Annotated in this window: 16 protein-coding genes; 15 read left to right on the top strand and 1 reads right to left on the bottom strand. The window is 72.5% G+C overall.

What is annotated here, in order from left to right; translation table 11 throughout:
- The first annotated feature begins 152 nt into the window (after nt 1-152).
- From ACIQJT_RS15465 to ACIQJT_RS15430, 8 genes are all read left to right on the top strand, one after another.
- Nucleotides 153-1637 (top strand): cation:proton antiporter, encoded by a 1485-nt coding sequence (locus ACIQJT_RS15465; protein WP_402643595.1) that lies wholly within the window; start codon nt 153-155, stop codon nt 1635-1637.
- Between the two features lie 54 nt (nt 1638-1691).
- The gene (locus tag ACIQJT_RS15460) at nt 1692-3236 is read left to right on the top strand and encodes an acyl-CoA carboxylase subunit beta (RefSeq protein ID WP_402643592.1); all 1545 of its coding nucleotides are present in this window, start codon (nt 1692-1694) and stop codon (nt 3234-3236) included.
- Complete coding sequence (locus ACIQJT_RS15455; RefSeq protein ID WP_365451013.1) at nt 3233-3457, top strand: acyl-CoA carboxylase subunit epsilon; 225 nt, start codon at nt 3233-3235, stop codon at nt 3455-3457. The genes ACIQJT_RS15460 and ACIQJT_RS15455 overlap by 4 nt, the downstream gene beginning before the upstream one ends.
- Nucleotides 3458-3819: 362 nt before the next feature.
- On the top strand, nt 3820-4731 hold the full coding sequence (locus ACIQJT_RS15450) for an MBL fold metallo-hydrolase (protein WP_402643589.1): 912 nt from the start codon (nt 3820-3822) through the stop codon (nt 4729-4731).
- A 29-nt stretch (nt 4732-4760) separates the two neighbouring features.
- A complete protein-coding gene (locus ACIQJT_RS15445; RefSeq protein WP_402643587.1) occupies nt 4761-5438 on the top strand; it encodes an antibiotic biosynthesis monooxygenase family protein in 678 nt (225 codons plus the stop codon).
- A gap of 90 nt (nt 5439-5528) precedes the next feature.
- On the top strand, nt 5529-7238 hold the full coding sequence (locus tag ACIQJT_RS15440) for an FAD-dependent monooxygenase (RefSeq protein WP_365451019.1): 1710 nt from the start codon (nt 5529-5531) through the stop codon (nt 7236-7238).
- On the top strand, nt 7235-7759 hold the full coding sequence (locus tag ACIQJT_RS15435) for a flavin reductase family protein (RefSeq protein ID WP_280894409.1): 525 nt from the start codon (nt 7235-7237) through the stop codon (nt 7757-7759). Before ACIQJT_RS15440 ends, ACIQJT_RS15435 begins: the two co-directional genes overlap by 4 nt.
- 25 nt (nt 7760-7784) lie before the next feature.
- A complete protein-coding gene (locus ACIQJT_RS15430; protein ID WP_402643583.1) occupies nt 7785-8981 on the top strand; it encodes a hydrolase in 1197 nt (398 codons plus the stop codon).
- A gap of 82 nt (nt 8982-9063) precedes the next feature.
- On the opposite strand, the gene fabG is transcribed toward ACIQJT_RS15430, so the two are convergent.
- Nucleotides 9064-9864 (bottom strand): 3-oxoacyl-ACP reductase FabG, encoded by an 801-nt coding sequence (gene fabG, locus ACIQJT_RS15425; RefSeq protein ID WP_402643580.1) that lies wholly within the window; start codon nt 9862-9864, stop codon nt 9064-9066.
- An 848-nt stretch (nt 9865-10712) separates the two neighbouring features.
- Here fabG and ACIQJT_RS15420 point away from each other — a divergent pair.
- From ACIQJT_RS15420 to ACIQJT_RS15390, 7 genes are read left to right on the top strand one after another with little or no spacing between them, the layout of a single operon-like run.
- A complete protein-coding gene (locus ACIQJT_RS15420; RefSeq protein ID WP_402643578.1) occupies nt 10713-11156 on the top strand; it encodes a nuclear transport factor 2 family protein in 444 nt (147 codons plus the stop codon).
- A gap of 15 nt (nt 11157-11171) precedes the next feature.
- Nucleotides 11172-12443 (top strand): beta-ketoacyl-[acyl-carrier-protein] synthase family protein, encoded by a 1272-nt coding sequence (locus ACIQJT_RS15415; RefSeq protein WP_402643575.1) that lies wholly within the window; start codon nt 11172-11174, stop codon nt 12441-12443.
- The gene (locus ACIQJT_RS15410; protein ID WP_402643572.1) at nt 12440-13681 is read left to right on the top strand and encodes a ketosynthase chain-length factor; all 1242 of its coding nucleotides are present in this window, start codon (nt 12440-12442) and stop codon (nt 13679-13681) included. Before ACIQJT_RS15415 ends, ACIQJT_RS15410 begins: the two co-directional genes overlap by 4 nt.
- Before the next feature lie 10 nt (nt 13682-13691).
- On the top strand, nt 13692-13949 hold the full coding sequence (locus ACIQJT_RS15405; RefSeq protein ID WP_402643570.1) for an acyl carrier protein: 258 nt from the start codon (nt 13692-13694) through the stop codon (nt 13947-13949).
- Nucleotides 13946-14899, top strand: a complete 954-nt coding sequence (locus tag ACIQJT_RS15400; RefSeq protein WP_365451032.1) for an aromatase/cyclase — start codon at nt 13946-13948, stop codon at nt 14897-14899. The genes ACIQJT_RS15405 and ACIQJT_RS15400 overlap by 4 nt, the downstream gene beginning before the upstream one ends.
- On the top strand, nt 14896-16443 hold the full coding sequence (locus ACIQJT_RS15395; RefSeq protein WP_402643568.1) for a class I adenylate-forming enzyme family protein: 1548 nt from the start codon (nt 14896-14898) through the stop codon (nt 16441-16443). The genes ACIQJT_RS15400 and ACIQJT_RS15395 overlap by 4 nt, the downstream gene beginning before the upstream one ends.
- Nucleotides 16436-17584, top strand: a complete 1149-nt coding sequence (locus ACIQJT_RS15390; protein WP_402643565.1) for an alpha/beta hydrolase family protein — start codon at nt 16436-16438, stop codon at nt 17582-17584. Before ACIQJT_RS15395 ends, ACIQJT_RS15390 begins: the two co-directional genes overlap by 8 nt.
- Nucleotides 17585-17592: the final 8 nt, after the last annotated feature.

Below are 17592 nucleotides of genomic sequence, written 5' to 3'. Positions count from 1 at the left end.
CCGGCCTGCCCACGGCCGCCCAATAAGTGCCGCACTCCACGCCGCCCGGCTGCTTCGAGTGCCACACCCCACGCCGCCCGCCTGCTTCGAGGCGGTGACTCAGCCATCGTTCTGTGAGGAGAACCCTGGCCATGGCTCATGACGGTCAATCCATGCCCCTCGCGCCCCCCGCGGGCGAACCCGAGCACGATCCGCCTCGCCTCCGCGGCGCCGCCCGTGCAGTCGTCACCTATGGGCTGCTGGTCGTCGTACCGCTGGCGCTGGCGCTGCTGCTGTGGAGGTACGGCGTCGACCACCCGGTGAAGGAGATCACCGGCGCGACGAAGGCGGCCGAGCCGGCTGACCTGGTTGGACAGGTGCTGGTGGCCGGGGCCGTGGTGGTCGCGGCGGCCGGGGCGCTGGGGCTGGCGGCCCGCGCGGTCGGTCAGTCACCGGTCGTCGGCGAGATCCTGGCCGGACTGCTCCTCGGGCCGTCCGTGTTCGGGGAGTTGGCGCCCGGTCTGTCCAAGGAGGTGTTCCCCGCGGCCGTCACGCCGGTCATGAACAACCTCGCGCAGGTCGGCGTGGTTTTCTTCATGTTCCTGATCGGCCTGGAGATGCCGCTCACCATGCTGCGCAGGCTCGGCGGCAAGGTGCTCTCCGCCGGGCACGCGGCGCTCGCGGTGCCGTTCCTGCTGGGCATGCTGGCAGCGCTGCGCCTGCGCGACGAGTACCAGCCCGACGGGGTGCGCACCGGGCCGTTCCTGCTGTTCGTGGCGCTGTCGGTGTCGGTCACCGCGTTCCCGGTGCTGGCCCGGATCCTCGCCGACCGCGGCCTGATAGGCACCCGGCTCGGCGCGATGGGCCTGGCCATGGCCGGCGTCGGCGACGTCACCGCCTGGTGCGCGCTGGGCGTGGTGGTCGCCGAGGTGCGCAGCGACTCGCCGCTCGGTGTGCTGGTCGCCGTGGCCGAGGTGCTGGTCTTCACCCTGGTGCTGTGGTTCGCGGTGCGCCCGGCGCTGGCGCATGTGCTGCGGGTGCTGGAGAGCAGGCACAGCGGGGCGCTGCCGGTCGGCACCCTGATCACCTTCTTCGTACTGGTCTGCGCGGTGACCACCAACGCGTTCGGGGTGCACGCGATCTTCGGCGCCTTCCTGGCGGGCGTGGTGATGCCGCGCTCCTCCCGGACGGTACGGGACTTCGCGCACCGCACCGAGGGCCTGGCGCTGTGGCTGCTGCTGCCGTTCTTTTTCGCCGCGGTCGGCCTGCAGACCCGGCTGCAGTCGGTGTTCTCGCTCTCGGCGCTCGGGGTGCTGGCCCTGGTGCTGCTGGTGGCGGTGGCCGGCAAGGTCGGCGGGACGTTCGCGGCGGCCCGCCTTGCCGGTGAGGGCAACCGGGAGTCACTGGGGCTCGGCGTGATGATGAACTGCCGTGGCCTGACCGAGCTGGTGGTGCTCAACGTCGGTCTGTCGCTGGGAGTGATCGACTCCCGGCTGTTCGCGGTGCTGGTGGTGATGACCCTGGTGACCACCGTCGGGACCGACCCGCTGCTGCGTCTGCTGCGGCTCGACCGGCTCTCGCAGACCCCTGGAGGCGGCTTGCTCCCGGTCGAGGCCCCCTCCCAGACTCGGGGAACGGCCGGGACACGTCAGCCATGAGAAACGGGGCGGGATCCGATGCGTGACGAGGACACAACACATTCGACGAGTGCGATGCGGCAGAGCGTCGACACCCTCCACGAGCTCAAACAGGCCGTCCTGGAGGGACCGAACCCGGCGGCCACCGAACGGCAGCACGCCAAGGGCAAACTGACGGCACGTGAGCGGATCGCCGTACTCCTGGACAAGGGTTCCTTCCAGGAGGTCGAGGCGCTGCGGCGGCACCGGGCCACCGGATTCGGGCTGGAGGGCAACCGCCCGCACACCGACGGTGTGATCACCGGCTGGGGGACGGTGGAGGGCCGCACGGTGTTCGTGTACGCCCACGACTTCCGGCTGTTCGGCGGTGCCCTGGGCGAGGCGCACGCCCAGAAGATCCACAAGGTCATGGACCTGGCGATCGCCGCGGGCGCCCCGCTGGTGTCGCTGAACGACGGCGCCGGCGCCCGGATCCAGGAGGGCGTCTCCGCACTGGCCGGCTACGGCGGGATCTTCCAGCGCAACACCCGCGCCTCCGGGGTGATCCCGCAGATCTCCGTGATGCTCGGCCCGTGCGCGGGCGGCGCGGCCTACTCGCCCGCGCTGACCGACTACGTCTTCATGGTCCGCGAGACCTCCCAGATGTTCATCACGGGACCGGACGTCGTCCAGGCCGTCACCGGCGAGAAGATCACCCAGAACGGCCTCGGCGGTGCCGATGTGCACGCGGAGCTGTCGGGCGTGGCGCACTTCGTCTACGACGACGAGCAGACGTGCCTCGAAGAGGTGCGGTACCTGCTGTCCCTGCTGCCGCAGAACAACCGGGAGCAGCCGCCGGCGGTGTTCACCGCGGACCCGGCCGACCGGCGCGGTGAGGCGCTGTACGAGCTGGTGCCCAGCGACGGGAACCGCCCGTACGACATGCGGGCGGTGATCGAGGAACTGGTCGACGACGGGGCGCACCTGGAGGTGCACGAGCGCTGGGCGACCAACGTGATCTGCACGCTGGCGCGGCTCGGCGGGCGGACGGTGGGCATCGTCGCCAACCAGCCGCGCTCCCTGGCCGGCGTGCTGGACATCGACAGTTCGCAGAAGGCCGCCGGGTTCGTACAGACCTGCGACTCCTTCAACATCCCGATCGTCACCCTGGTCGACGTGCCGGGGTTCCTGCCGGGTGTCGACCAGGAGCACGACGGCATCATCCGGCACGGCGCCAAGCTGCTGTACGCGTACTGCAACGCGACGGTGCCCCGGATCTCCGTGGTGCTGCGCAAGGCGTACGGCGGCGCCTACATCGTGCTGGACTCGCGATCCATCGGCGCGGACCTCGCGCTGGCCTGGCCGACGAACGAGATCGCCGTGATGGGCGCCGACGGCGCCGCGGGCGTCATCTTCCGCCGGGAGATCGCCGCCGCCGAGGACCCGGAGGCGGTACGCAAGGCCCGCACCGACGAGTACCGGGCCGAGCTGATGCACCCCTACTACGCGGCCGAGCGCGGTCTCGTGGACGACGTCATCGACCCGGCCGAGACCCGGGCCGTACTCGTCCGAGGTCTGGAGATGCTCGCCACCAAGGACGCCGACCTGCCGATGCGCAAGCACGGCAACCCGCCGCAGTGACCGGGCCCGCCGCCGAGGAGCGGCCCGTGGTGCGGATCGTGCGGGGGCGGCCGACGCCCGAGGAGACGGCGGCGGTTACCGCGGTGCTGCTGGCGGTCGTCGCGGCCCGGAACGCCGCCGAGGAACAGCCCGGTGCGCCCGCGCCCGGTACGGCCCGCTGGTACCGCTGGGAGCGCACCGCCGGGTTCCGGCCGGGGCACAGCTGGCGTCTGGCCCGGTGATCGGGGCCGCTGTCGAAGGGCGGCCGCTGGTTGTGGATCGTTCGTGGGCGGCTGACGGTTGGCGGCTGGCGGCTGGCGGCCGACGTCCGGCAGCCGGCGTCCGGCGTCCGCAGTGGCGGTCTGTGGCGCTGAGGGTCGGCCCGGTCGGGTTCGGTACGGCCGTTGCTGCCGCTGGGAGCGCACCGCCGCGTTCCGGCCGGGGCGCAGCTGGCGTCTGGCTCGGTGAGGGCGGACAGTTCGCGGCCGGCCCGGTGCCCGGGGACAGCTCGCGGCCGGCCCGGTGACCGGGGACAGTTCGTGGCCGGCCCGGTGGTCAGGGTCGCTTCGAGTGGCCGTCGAGGGGGCCGGACGACAGTGGCCGTATGGCAGCTTTCACCGGTGCACCGAGACTCGAAGAGATCGCTGAAGGGGTTCACGCCTTCCTCCAGCCCGACGGCGGCTGGTGCCTCAACAACGCGGGGCTGGTGGTCGACGGCGGCACCGCGCTGCTGATCGACACCGCCGCCACCGAGGCCCGGGCCCGACGGCTGCGCGAACTGGTCGAGGGCACCGCCCCGCAGCCCCCGCGGCTGCTCGTCAACACCCACTCGCACGGTGACCACACCTTCGGCAACCACCTCTTCCCGGAAGCGGTGGTGGTGGCCGCCGAGCGGACCCGGCAGGAGGCGGTCCGTACCGGACTGCACCTGACCAGCCTGTGGCCCGACGTGGACTGGGGCGCGGTCGAACCGGCCGCGCCCCAGGTCACCTTCGACCAGGAGCTCACGCTCCACATCGGCGAGCAGGAGGTCCAACTGCGCGCCTTCGGCCCCGCGCACAGCTCCTGCGACACCGCGGTGTGGCTGCCGGAACGCCGTGTGCTGTTCGCCGGCGACCTGGTGATGAACGCGGTCACCCCGTTCGTCCTGACCGGCTCGGTCGGCGGACTGCGCGACGCGGTGGCCCGGCTGCGGGCGCTCGACGCCGTCACCGTGGTGCCCGGACACGGCCCGGTCGGCGGCCCGGAGCTCCTCGAGACCACCGAGCGCTACCTCGCCCGGCTGCTGGACCTGGCCAAGGCCGGCCTCGCCGAGGGACGGGAACCGCTGGAGGCGGCCCGCGCAGCCGACCTCGGCGAGTTCGCCGACTTCCTGGACCCCGAACGGCTGGTGCCCAACCTGTACCGCGCCTACGGCGAACTGCGCGGCGGACGCCCCGAGGACTTCGCCGGCATCGACGAGATGGTCCGCGGGATGGCGGAACTGCACGGAGGCTTCCCCGCCTGCCACGCCTGAAGCCTGACGACACGAGAGAGGACCCACCAGTGAGCACGAAGGACGAGAGCGGCCCGGTCACCCTGATCGCGGTGCTCGAAGCGCCGGTCGAGAACACCGACGAGTTCATCGCGGGCTGGCGCACCCACCTGGAGCCGTTGCGCACCGCGCCCGGCTTCCGCGGTGCCCGTCTGCACCGCGCCCTGCGCGCCGAGCACCGCTTCCCCCTGGTCGCGGTCGCCGACTGGGCGAGCCCTGCGGACCTGGCCGCCGCGGTGTCCGGCGAGCAGCGCGGCCCGGGCGCGGAGAAGTACGCCAAGACCGTCCATCGCGGGGTCTACCGGGCCATCGGTGAAGTCGCCTCCGGGCAGCGGCCCGGCGGTGCGGGCGTGACGATGATCAACGCCTTCGAGCTGCCCGACGAGCGGGTCGAGGAGTTCCTCGACGCCTGGCGGCCCCGGGCCGAACGGGCCAGCCAGTCACCCGGGTTCGTTGACTTCCGTATGCACCGGGCGGTCGGCGAGGCCTCGCTGCCCCTGGTGAACGTCGCCCACTACGCCAGCGTCGACGCGTGGAAGGCGCTCCAGGCCGACCCGGAGTTCCAGGCCCGGAAGGCCGTCAACCCGCCGTACGCCACCGCCAACCCCGGCCTGTTCGAAGTGGTCGCCGAAGTGGTCGCCGAAGCTGTCGCCGAAGTGGTCGGCGAGGCGGTCGCCGAACCGATGTGAACCGGTGGGCCACCGCTTCCACGCGGGCTTGAGCGGGCTACGAGAGCGCCCGCACAGACTTCAGACGACTTGTTACCAGCAGGAGGAGCGATGGTGGATCAGGCTACGACCGATGTGGTGATCCTCGGCGGCGGGCTCGCGGGTCTCACGCTCGCGGTCCAGCTCAAGAACGCGCGACCGGAGACGGACGTGGTGATCCTCGACAAGCGGCAGGGCCTGGCGCCGGAGGCGGCGTTCAAGGTCGGTGAGTCGACGGTGCCGGCGGGCGCGCACTACTTCGCACAGATCGTCGGGATGAAGGAACACCTGGAGAAGTTCCACCTGAAGAAGAACGGCCTGCGGTTCTTCCAGCCCGCGGGCGGCAACCAGGACATCACCCGGCGCATCGAGCTCGGCCCGCGGGAGTTCCCCGCCCACGACAACTACCAGATCGACCGCGGCCGGTTCGAGAACGAGCTGACCCGGATGGCGCTGGACGCCGGCGCGGACCTGCGCCAGGGCGCCTCGATCACCGACATCGAGCTGCGCGAAGGCGACCAGGACCACACGGTGACGTACACCCAGGGCGGCGAGGAGCGTACGCTCACCGCCCGCTGGCTGGTCGACGCGGCCGGGCGCGCCCACTTCGTCAAGCGCAAGCTGGGTCTGTCCCGCGAGGTGTCGCACACCATCAACGCCTCCTGGTTCCGCCTCACCGGCGGCATCGACCTGGAGGAGTGGGGCAAGGACGACCCGGGCTGGATGGAGCGGATGAACCGCCCCGGCATCCGCAGGTTCTCCACCAACCACCTGATGGGCGAGGGCTACTGGGTGTGGCTGATCCCGCTCGGCTCGGACCACATCTCGGTCGGCGTCTGCGCCGACCCGCGGGTCCACCCGTACGAGGAGATCCAGACCTTCGAGAAGGTCCAGGAGTGGCTGCGCGCCAACGAGCCGCAACTGGCCGAGGTCGTCGACGGCCGCACCGGCGACGTCGCGGACTTCATCAGCCTGAAGGACTTCGCCTTCGGCACCGAGCGGGTGTACTCGCCGGACCGCTGGATGCTGGTCGGCGAGGCCGGCGCCTTCGCCGACGCCTTCTACTCTCCCGGCTCGGACATGATCGGCTACGGCAACAGCGTCACCACCGACCTGGTCACCCGGGACTTCGCGGGCGAGGACATCACCGAACGGCTGGAGTTCTACAACGAACTCCACCTGCGCACCTTCCAGTTCGTGCTCTCCAAGGTCGAGGACCACTACCCGGCCTTCGGCAACCCCGCCGTGATGGTGCCCAAGCTGTGCTGGGACGCCATGCTCAACCACGTCGGTGTGGTGCTGACCTTCGTCAAGGACCGTTTCCTGGACTTCGCGTTCATGCAGCGGGTGCGCGGCGACCTGGAGAAGCTGTTCACGCTCAACGACCGCGTCCAGCAGGTCTTCCGTGACTGGAACGAACTGGAGAAGGTCGTCACCGACGGGCCGGCGGCCGCCTATGTGCCGGCCAAGGCGATCAAGGACAGCCACGCCACCCTCGTGGTCGACTACACCGACGACGAACTGGCCGCCGAGATCGCCCGGAACGTCAAGGTCGCCGAGGCACTGGCCGTCGCCGTCCTGCACCGGGCCGCCCGCAAGCTCGACAGCACCCTGGACCCGGAGGTGCCGGTCAACCCGTACGCGGTCGGTCTGCGTCCCGACGACTGGCAGGGCGACGGCCTGTACAGCGGACCGGTGCTGCTGACCCTGGCCGAGGCGGAGAAGATCTCCGAAGGCAGCCAGGGCCTGTTCGTCGACCCGCTGCTCGAGGGTGCGGCATGAGCGAGCGACGTGCGGCGAGTGTGCTCCAGCCGGGCCCGGCCCTGGTGGACCCGCAGGCGTTCCGCAGCGTCTGCGCCCACTGGGCCACCGGCGTCACCGTGATCACCACCGGCGGTGCCGGGCGGACCGTGGGGCTGACGGTGAACTCCTTCACCTCGGTCTCCCTCGACCCGGCCCTGATCCTGGTCTGCATCCACAACGACTCGGGCGAACTGCCGGTCTTCCGGCGCACCGGCGCCTTCGCGGTGAACATCCTGGCCGCCGACCAGGAGGAGCTGTGCCGGTCCTTCGCCAGCCGGCACACCCGGCACACCGTCCAGGCGGACACCCGGCCGGGAATCAGCGGTGTGCCGGTGCTCTCCGACGCGCTGGCCTATCTGGAGTGCCGGATCGACCGCGAGGTGGACGGGGGCGACCACGTGATCGTCATCGGCGAGGTGATCGACCTGGCCGTGCAGCGCGAGGAGGGGCCGTTGACCTTCTTCCGCAACACCTTCCACCGGCTGCCGGCCGCCTCCTGAGCACCGATCCGTGAGGAGAAGACAGATGCCCACCGCCGCAGCCGCCGTCACGCCCACCGCCCCGGATGCCGTCACACCCACCTCCGGGTTGGTCACCGCCGCGGCCGCCCTCGCCCCCGCCGCCGGACGCCGTGCCGAGGCCGCCGAACGGGCCCGCGACGTCGAGCCGGCCGTACTCGCGGAGATCGTCCGGGCGGGATTCGCCCGGCACTTCGTGCCCGCGGCGGTCGGCGGCACCGCCGGATCCTTCACCGACCTGGTCGAGGCGGTCGAGGTGATCGCCGAGGAGTGCCCGGCCAGTTCCTGGTGCGCCTCGCTGATCGCCTCGATCGCCCGGATGGCGGGGGCGTTCCTGCCCGAACAGGGTCAGGCCGAGGTGTGGGCGAACGGCCCGGACGCGGTGCTGGTGGGGTCGGTGACACCGTTCGGCACCGCCGTGCCGGCCCCCGGCGGCTGGCTGGTGCGCGGCCGCTGGCCCTACATCAGCGGCGTCTCCCACTCGCACTGGGCGCTGATGTGCGGCCTGGTGGAGACCGGGACGGGCAGTGACGCCCGGCTGTTCGCCCTGCCGCGCTCCGCGTACCGCATCGAGGACACCTGGCACAGCGTCGGCATGGCCGCCACCGGCAGCAACACCCTGGTCCTGGACGAGGTGTTCGTGCCCGAGCACCTCTCCTTCGACCGGGCCGACCTGTTCGCCGGACGCACCAGCGAGGCCTGGGGCGGCCCGGCGGCGGCCTGCCACCGGGCCCCGCTCCAGGCGGTCAACGGTCTGATGTTCGCCGCGCCCGCGGTCGGCGCCGCGCTCGGCATGGTCCGCACCTTCACGGCGTACTTCGCGGAGAAGGCCGCCAACGCCCCGCAGCTGCCCGGCACCACCGGCGTGCAGGGCGTACGGGGCTCCGCCGAGCAGGCGCTGGCCCGCTCGGCCGGCGAGGTGGACGCGGCCCGGCTGCTCCTCGGGCGGGCCGCGCGGCTCGCCGACGAGGGCGCCGTCGCCGGCCCGCTGGAGGCCACCCGCAACCTGCGGGACTGCGCCCTCGCCGTCGACCTGTCGGTGACCGCGGTGGACCGCCTGTTCCGGCAGGCCGGCACCCGGGGGCAGGCGCTCTCCGGTCCCATGCAGCGGCTGTGGCGGGACGTCACCGCCATCTCCACCCATGTGGCATTGCAGTTCGAGCCGGCCGCCCGTGGCTGGGTCGACCAGGTGCTCAAGGTCTGACTGCCCGGTCCCCGCGCGACGTAGGGCGCCGGTACCTCGACCGAGGTACCGGCGCCCTACGTCGCGCGTGAAGACGGGCCGATCAGTAGTTGCCGAGGCCGCCGCAGACGTTCAAGGCCTGCGCGGTGACCGCCGCCGCGCCAGGGGAGACCAGGTAGGAGACCATCGCGGCCACCTCGCTCGGCTCCACATAGCGGCCGAGCGGCACCCGGGTGGTGATCCGGCTGTGGGCCTCCTGCTCGTCCACGCCCCAGATCCCGGCGTAGTGCTCGCGCACCCGCTCGGCCATCGGGGTCTCCACGAAGCCGGGGCAGACCGCGTTGACGGTGATGCCGGTCTTGGCCAGCTCCAGGCCCAGCGACTTGGAGAAGCCGACCACGCCGTGCTTGGAGGCGGTGTACGGCGCGGCGTGCACCACGCCCTGCTTGCCGCCGGTGGAGGCGATGTTGACGATGCGTCCGGTGCCGCGCTCCAGCATGCCGCCGGCGGTCAGCGCGGCCTTGGTGACGAGGAAGACGCTGTTCAGATTGGTGTCGATGACGTCGAACCACAGCTCGTCGGGCACCTCGGCGGTGGCCCCGCCGCCCGGCCGGCCGGCGTTGTTGACCAGCACGTCGAGGCGCCCGTAACGCTCTACGACGGCGGCGACCAGCGCCCGCACCTGCTCGGGCGAGGTGACGTCACAGGTGCTGCCGTCGACGTCGAGGCCCTCGGCGCGCAGCTCGGCGAGGGTGTCCTCGAGGGTCTTCTCCGTGCGGGCGCACAGGTAGACGGCGTGGCCCTGGCGGGCCAGGGTACGGGCGATCTCGTGGCCGATGCCGCTGGTGGCACCGGTGACCAGCGCGACCTTGCGCTCGGTGGCGGTGGAAGTGGATGGGTTCATGCCCACCACGGTCGCCGCGCCGCCTCGCGCCCCGGTCGAGCCCGGCTCCAGACCTGCGCGGCTCGCGTTCTGGTCGGTTCTGGCGCTGGGCCGGGGGGTGCGGGTTCTGACCGTGTTCTGTGTCCCACGGGGGGGCTCTGGTCGTGCTCTGTGCCGGGCCGGGGTGCTGCGGGTTGGTTGTGTCCAGTGCCGGGCCGGGATGGTTCGGCTCCTGGTTGCGCTCTGCGCCCGACTCCGGTGGGCTCGCGCCCTGGGCCGTGCTCTGTGCCAGGTTCGGGCGGTTCGGGTCGGGTGGAGCCCGGCTCCAGACCGGGGTGGTTTCCGGCCTTGGACCAACCCTGCTCCGGGCCCGGGTGGCTCACGCCCGGTCATGTCCTGTGCCAGACGGGCTGATTCGCGCCCGGTCGCGCCGTGTGGCAGACCCGGGCGGCTCGCACCCGGTCGAGCCCCGCCCCAGCCGTCGTCCGCTCGCAGCCGGTCGACTTCTACGCAAGCGCAGTCCAGCTCGTGCCCTGTCGAGCCCTGCCCCGGCTCAGTCGGCTCGCACCCGGTCGAGCCCCGCCCCAGCCCTCGTCGGCTCGTGTCCGGTCGAGTTCTGCCCAAGTGCAGTCCAGCTGGTGCCCTGTCCAGCCCTGTCCCGGCTCAGTCGGCTCGCACCCGGGCGATCCCCGCCTCCAGACCCAACCGGCCCGCGCCCAGTCCAGCCCTGCCCCAGCCCTCCCCCCCTCTGCCCCAACCCCAACCGACCCGTCCCCCCGTAGCCCCCCTCCAGCCCCCCCGACGGCATTGAGCCGGGCTCGACCGGGGCTCTTGGGGGCGATTGAAGACTGAGCGCAATCAACGGTCGCGTGAAGGAGTTCGAGGAGATGGAGTCGACCGGCGTCAGCGCCGAGTTGTACGCAGAGGTTCTTCAGTACTACGCGCGCCAGATGCAGGCGCTGGACGCGGGCAAGGTGGAGGAGTACGCCGACACGTTCACCGACGACGCGGTCTTCGGCCACACGCCCGGCCGGGAGCCCGCGCGCACCCGGGCCGGCATCCTGTCCGACCTCCACGAGGTGCGCGAGCGGTTCGTCGCCGACCCGCAGCAGCGGCGCCACTTGTTCACGATGGTCGACGTCGAGCAGTCGGCACCGGGCCGGCTCCGCAGCACCTGCTACGCGCTGGTGCTCACCACCCGCCCCGGCGGCGGTCCCGAGATGGTCCGCAGCTGTGTGGTGCGCGACGTCCTGGTCCGCGAGGACGGACGGCTGCGCAACCAGGAGCGGCTCGTCGACCACGACGGTTTCTAGAGAGAGGGGGTTGTGATGAGCCGACGAGTGGTCATCACCGGCATCGGCGTACGAGCCCCGGGAGGCCGGGGCACCAAGGAGTTCTGGGACCTGCTCACCGCGGGCCGCACCGCGACCCGGCGGATCAGCTTCTTCGATCCGTCGCCGTACCGGTCGCAGATCGCCGGCGAGGCGGACTTCGACCCGGTGTGGGAGGGGCTCAGCGGGCGGGAGATCCGCCGCATGGACCGGGCCACCCAGTTCGCCGTGGTCTGCGCCCAGGAGGCCGTGCAGGACAGCGGCCTGGACTTCGCGGGCATCGATCCCGCGCGCATCGGCGTCACGCTGGGCAGCGCGGTGGCCGCCGCGACCAGCCTGGAGCGTGAGTACCTGGTGCTGTCCGACTCCGGCCGCAACTGGCTGGTGGACAGCGACGAGTGGCTGTCGCCGCACATGTTCGACTACCTCGCGCCGAGCGTGATGCCGGCCGAGGTGGCGTGGAAGGTCGGCGCGGAGGGACCGGTGTCACTGGTCTCCAACGGCTGCACCTCGGGCCTGGACGCGGTCGGGCACGCCCTCCAGCTGATCCAGGAGGGCTCGGCGGACGTCATCGTGGCGGGCGCCACCGACACCCCGATCACCCCGATCGTGGTGGCCTGCTTCGACGCGATCAAGGCGACCACCGCCCGCAACGACGAACCGGAGACCGCCTCCCGCCCGTTCGACCGCTCCCGCACCGGGTTCGTGCTCGCCGAGGGCGCCGCGGTCTTCGTACTGGAGACCCTGGAGTCCGCGCGGCGCCGCGGTGCTCCGATCTACGCCGAGGTCACCGGCTACGGCACCCGCTGCAACGCGTACCACATGACCGGCCTCAAGCCCGACGGCCGGGAGATGGCCGAGGCGATCCGGGTCGCCCTGGACCAGGCCGGCGTCAACCCGACCGACGTGGACTACATCAACGCCCACGGCTCCGGCACCAAGCAGAACGACCGGCACGAGACCGCCGCCGTCAAGCGCGCCCTCGGCGACCACGCGTACCGCACGCCGGTCAGCTCGATCAAGTCGATGGTCGGCCACTCGCTGGGCGCCATCGGCTCGGTGGAGATCGCCGCCTGCGCACTCGCCATCAAGAACGGCGTGGTGCCGCCCACCGCCAACCTGCACGAGCCCGACCCGGAGTGCGACCTCGACTACGTGCCGCTGACCGCCCGGGAACGGGACGTGCGGACCGTGCTGACGGTCGGCAGCGGATTCGGCGGCTTCCAGACCGCGATGGTGTTGCGGCGTCCGACGGGGGAGAGGGAATGACCAGGACCGTAGTCACCGGGATCGGCGCGCTCGCCGCCAACGGCCTCGGCACCGAGGAGTACTGGGCCGCCACCCGGCAGGGCCGGCACGGGCTCGGTGAGCTCAGCCGGTTCGACGTGGCGAAGTACCCGGCGAAACTGGCCGGTGAGATCCCCGGGTTCGACGCCGCCGACCACCTGCCGGACCGCCTGCTCCCGCAGACCGACGTCTCCACCCGGTACGCGCTGGTCGCCGCCGGGTGGGCGCTGGAGGACGCCAAGGTCGACCCGGCCAGCCTGGTCGACTACGACATGGGCGTGGTCACCGCCAACGCGCTCGGCGGCTTCGAGTTCACCCACCGCGAGTTCCACAAGTTGTGGACCGAGGGCCCGCAGACGGTCAGCGTCTACGAGTCCTTCGCCTGGTTCTACGCGGTGAACGCCGGTCAGATCTCCATCCGGCACGGCATGCGCGGCCCCTCCAGCGCCCTGGTCACCGAGCAGGCCGGCGGCCTGGACGCCCTCGGCCACGCCCGGCGCACGGTGCGCCGCGGCACCCCTCTGGTGGTCGCCGGAGGCGTGGACTCCGCGCTCGACCCGTGGGGCTGGGCCTCGCAGATCGCGGGCGGCCGGCTGTGCACCGGCACCGACCCGGACCGCGCCTACCTGCCCTTCGACCGGGACGCCGGCGGTTATGTCCCCGGCGAGGGCGGCGCGCTGCTGGTGGTGGAGGACGCCGACGCGGCCCTGCGCCGCGGCGCCCCGGACATCCTGGGCGAGATCGCCGGCTACGCCAGCGGCTTCGACCCCGCGCCCGGCTCCGGCCGGCCCCCGGCGCTGCGCCGCACCGTCGAGGCGGCACTCGCCGACGCCGGGGTGAGCGCCGCCGAGGTCGACGTGGTCCTCGCCGACGGGGTCGGTGTGCCCGAGCTCGACCGGGCGGAGGCGGCCGCGCTGGGCGAGGTGTTCGGCGCCGGCGGGGTGCCGGTGACGGCGCCGAAGGCCGGATCCGGCCGCACCTATGCGGGCGGTGGCTCGCTGGACGTCGCCACCGCGCTGCTGTCGATCCGCGACGGCGTGATCCCGCCGACGCCCGGCACCCGCGAGGTGCCCGCCGAGTACGGCATCGACCTGGTCCTCGACCGGGCCCGGAAGACGGACGTGCGCACCGCGCTCGTGGTCGCCCGCGGTCTGTGGGGCTTCAACTCGGCCGTCGTCGTCCGTGCCTGGGACGCCGACGCCACCAACGACCTTTCCTGAGGAGACAGTTGTGAACATCACCGTGGACGACATCCGCCGTGTCATCATCGCCAGCGCGGGCGCCCCCGAGTCCCAGGCCGCGGAGGCCGACTTCGCCGACACCTCCTTCGACGAGCTCGGCTACGAGTCGCTGGCGCTGATGGAGACCGCCTCCGCGATCGAGCGCGAGTTCGGTGTGTCGGTGCCCGACGAGCTGCTCTTCGAAGCCCGTACGCCGCGCGACCTGGCCGAGCTGGTGCGCTCCGCGAAGGAGGCCGCGGCCGCATGAGTCCGCTCACCCGAGAGATGGAGCACAGCCGGCTGGTGCGCGCGCCCGCCGACCGGCTGTACGCGCTGGTCGCGGACGTGAGCCGGTGGCCGGTGCTGCTCGGGCCGTGCATCCGGGCACGGCAGATCGAGCGGCACGGCGCCGACGAGCGGATCGAACTGTGGGCGCGGACCAACGGCACGGTGGCGACCTGGACCTCCCGCCGCACCCTGGACCCGCGGAACCTGCGGATCACCTTCCGACAGGACCGCTCCACCGCGCCGGTCGCCTCGATGTCCGGTGACTGGTCCTTCCACCCGGCCGACGACGGCCGGACCCGGATCGTGCTCACCCATGCCTTCACCGCCGTGGACGACGACCCCCGGGCGCTGGAGTGGATCGCGCAGGCGGTGGACCGCAACAGCGTCCAGGAGCTGGCCGCCATCGGCGGGTTCGCCGAACTCCCCTACCCGCCGGAGCGGTTGGTTCTCTCCTTCTCCGACCGGATGGAGGAGCCCGGCGTGGACCCGGCCGACGTCTACGACTTCGTGCACCGGTCGGACCTGTGGCCCGAGCGGCTGCCGCACGTCGGCCGGGTCGACCTCACCGAGGACCCGGCGGGAGTGCAGCACATGGAGATGGACACGGTCACCGCCGACGGCCGTACCCACACCACCGCCTCGGTCCGGCTGTGCGTGCCGGGCGAGTCGATCTCCTACAAGCAGACCGTGCTGCCCGCCCTGCTGTCCGGGCACAGCGGTCGCTGGGAGTTCGAGAAGTCGGCCGGCGGCACCGCGATCGTCTCGCACCACACCGTGGCGCTCGACCCGGCCGCCGTGGAGCGGGTACTGGGCGCGGGCACCACCGTCGACCAGGCGTGCGCCCACGTCCGCGACACCCTGGGCGCCAACAGCCGCGCCACCATGGGGGCGGCCTGCGCGTACGCGGCATCGGTGGTGCGACGCCCATGACCCCGACGCCGAAGCTGGTCGGCCTCGCGCTGTCGCCGGACGCCGAGGCCGACCGGGTGTGCATGGTCGCGGGCGGCCGTTCGCTGACCCGGCGCCAGGTCCGCAACGAGGTGGCCCGTACCCAGGCCGCTCTCCTCGACCGCGGCCTGGCCCCGGGCCGGCGGGTGCTGGCCCTGCTGGACCACGGACCGGAGGCGGTGTTCCTCCTCGCCGCGGCCAGTTCGCTCGGACTGCACCTGCTGATGCCGTACGGCCTGCAGACGGCGGCGCTGCCCGAGTGGCTGTCGATCGCGGAGGCCGCCGAGCCCGACGTGGTGCTGCACTTCAAGCGCGACCGGGCCGGACTGGACGTGCTGCGCGAGCGCTGCGCGACCGTGGTCGAGCTGCCGTTCCCCACCGGCGAGGCGCCCGACGCGGAGGTGGAGGTGCGCCACCCCGAGCCGGTGGAGCACTTCCTGGTGCTCTTCACCAGCGGCACCACCGGCAAACCCAAGGCGATCAGCATCAACGAGGCGCACATCGTCACCAGGATCGGCTGGGTCACCCGGACCATGGGCTACGGCCCGACCGCCCGGATCTTCATGACCGGCCTGATGAACAACACCACCGGTGTGATCAACTCCTTCGGCGCGCTGCTGCACGACGCCACCGTGGTCTTCCCGGAGACCCCGGACCCCGCGCAGTGGCCCGCGCAGGTGGCCCGCCACCGCGGCACCCACCTGGCGCTGCGCCCGGTGGCGCTCAAGCAGTTCGTGGCCGCCGCGGCCACCGGCGAGGACGACCTGTCCTGCCTGCGGGTGATCTCCTACGGCGGCGCCGCCGTGCCCCGGGCGGTGCTCGAACAGGGCCGCGAACTGGCGCGCTGCGACTGGATCCAGGGCTACGGGCTGACCGAGACGTACGGCCCGTTCTGCTTCCTGGACGAGCAGGGCCACGCCGAGGAGCGCCCCCTCAAGCACGTCTACTGCATCGGCCGGCCCGACGACTCCCTGGAGGTGCGTCTGGAGCCGGTGGCCGGCCACCCGGACGGAGTCGGCGAGATCTGCGTCCGCGGCGACTCGGTCATGGAGGGTTACGTGGATGTCGCCACCGGAGTGATCCAGCCGGTCGGCGAGTGGCTGCGCACCGGCGACCTCGCCGAGTGGAGCCCGGACGGCGACCTGGTCCTCAAGGGCCGGCTCGCCGGGGTGCTGCTCAGCGAGAACGGTCACCGCATCTACCCCGAGGAGACCGAGGCGGTGCTCGCGGGCACCCCGGGGGCGGACGAGGTGGTGCTGGTCGGGCTGCCCAATCCGGACGGCCCGCACGAGCTGCCGGTCGCCTGTCTGTGCGGCCCGATCGGTGAGCGCGGCGAGAGGGAACTGCGCGAACTGGTCACCGCCGAACTGCGCCACGCGCTGGCGCCGGAGAAGTGGCCCGACCGGATCTGGGCCACCCCGCAGCCGTTCCCCCGCAGCGCCAACGGCAAGATCATGCGCGGCGAGGTGGCCGCGGCCGTCGACCCGGCCCGGGTCGTGCTGCTGAGGGGCGGCACCGATGAATGAGCCGACGGAGATGAGGGAGACCACGGAGCGCCTGCGGGTGCCCGAGCACATGTACCGCGCGCTCGGCTACCTCTTCCCGCGGCTGATGTTCCTCAACGCGCGCTACGCCCCGCAGGTGCACTGGGGCGACATCGCGGCGGCGCTGGACGGCTTCCCCGCCGACGACCTGGACCTGGCCTCCGCGGGGTTCTGGGACCTGTGGCGCGAGCGCTGGACGAGCCAGGCCGAGGGCTGGGCCGCCCTCGCCGAGGCGTCCGGCACGCAGGCCGGGCGCGGACGCGCGCTGCGCACGGCCGCGGCGGCCTACCACTGGGCGGAGTTCCAGTACTTCGACGACCGGGCCGTCAAACAGCGGCTGCGGCAGCGCATCCGGGACTGCTTCCTCGGCAGCCTGCCGGGCACCGGCCTCGACGTCACCGAGCGGTCGCTGCCCGGCACCGGAGCGGGCTACTGGGTGCTGCGCACCGAGGCGATGCGCGCGTCGGGCGAGCCGCTGCCCGCGGTGGTGCTCTCCAACGGCCTGGACTCCGCCACCGAGGTCGAGATCGTGGCCCTGGCCGAGGCCTACCTCGAACGCGGGATCGCCGCCGTGCTCTTCGAGGGCCCGGGCCAGGGCTCACGGCTGGGCCGCACCCCGGTACGGGCGGAGATGGAGCCGGTGGTCGCCGAGCTGCTGGACGGGCTGCGCACCGAGCCGGGGATCGACACCGGCCGGCTGGCGTTCGCGGGCATCAGCTTCGGCGGCTATCTGGCCCTGCGGGTGGCCCGAGGGCTCGGCGAGCACTTCCGGTGCGTCGTCAACTTCGGCGGCGGGCCGGTGATCGCCAAGTTCGACGGCCTGCCGCGCCGACTGAAGGACAACTTCCGGTTCGCCTTCGGAGCGGAGCCGGGCGCCGACCTGCAACCGCGCTTCGACGAGCTGGCGATCGAGCCCGGCCCGGCGCCGGCCACCGAGGTGCTGAGCGTCGGCGGCGCGCTGGACGACATCTTCCCGGTCGAGGGGCTGTACGACCTCGACCGGGCGTGGTCGGGCCGGCACGCGCTGGAGGTGCACCCCAGGGAGGCGCACACCAGCCTCAACCTGATCAACTCCTACACCCTGCGCACCGCCGACCTGGTCGCGGACCGGCTGACCGGCTGACCGGACCG

Source organism: Streptomyces sp. NPDC091972 (assembly GCF_044756385.1).
GTDB lineage: Bacteria > Actinomycetota > Actinomycetes > Streptomycetales > Streptomycetaceae > Streptomyces.
Note: the sequence above shows the minus strand (reverse complement) of the source record. Positions and strands in the feature narration are given on the sequence as shown.

Excerpts from the sequence above, each read along its gene's own strand:
- ACIQJT_RS15465 (WP_402643595.1), top strand. The coding sequence starts at position 153 with ATGCCCCTCGCGCCCCCCGCGGGCGAACCCGAGCACGATCCGCCTCGC.
- ACIQJT_RS15460 (WP_402643592.1), top strand. The coding sequence starts at position 1,692 with ATGCGGCAGAGCGTCGACACCCTCCACGAGCTCAAACAGGCCGTCCTG.
- ACIQJT_RS15450 (WP_402643589.1), top strand. The coding sequence starts at position 3,820 with ATGGCAGCTTTCACCGGTGCACCGAGACTCGAAGAGATCGCTGAAGGG.
- ACIQJT_RS15440 (WP_365451019.1), top strand. The coding sequence starts at position 5,529 with ATGGTGGATCAGGCTACGACCGATGTGGTGATCCTCGGCGGCGGGCTC.
- ACIQJT_RS15435 (WP_280894409.1), top strand. The coding sequence starts at position 7,235 with ATGAGCGAGCGACGTGCGGCGAGTGTGCTCCAGCCGGGCCCGGCCCTG.
- ACIQJT_RS15430 (WP_402643583.1), top strand. The coding sequence starts at position 7,785 with ATGCCCACCGCCGCAGCCGCCGTCACGCCCACCGCCCCGGATGCCGTC.
- fabG (WP_402643580.1), bottom strand. The coding sequence starts at position 9,864 with ATGAACCCATCCACTTCCACCGCCACCGAGCGCAAGGTCGCGCTGGTC.
- ACIQJT_RS15415 (WP_402643575.1), top strand. The coding sequence starts at position 11,172 with ATGAGCCGACGAGTGGTCATCACCGGCATCGGCGTACGAGCCCCGGGA.
- ACIQJT_RS15410 (WP_402643572.1), top strand. The coding sequence starts at position 12,440 with ATGACCAGGACCGTAGTCACCGGGATCGGCGCGCTCGCCGCCAACGGC.
- ACIQJT_RS15400 (WP_365451032.1), top strand. The coding sequence starts at position 13,946 with ATGAGTCCGCTCACCCGAGAGATGGAGCACAGCCGGCTGGTGCGCGCG.
- ACIQJT_RS15395 (WP_402643568.1), top strand. The coding sequence starts at position 14,896 with ATGACCCCGACGCCGAAGCTGGTCGGCCTCGCGCTGTCGCCGGACGCC.
- ACIQJT_RS15390 (WP_402643565.1), top strand. The coding sequence starts at position 16,436 with ATGAATGAGCCGACGGAGATGAGGGAGACCACGGAGCGCCTGCGGGTG.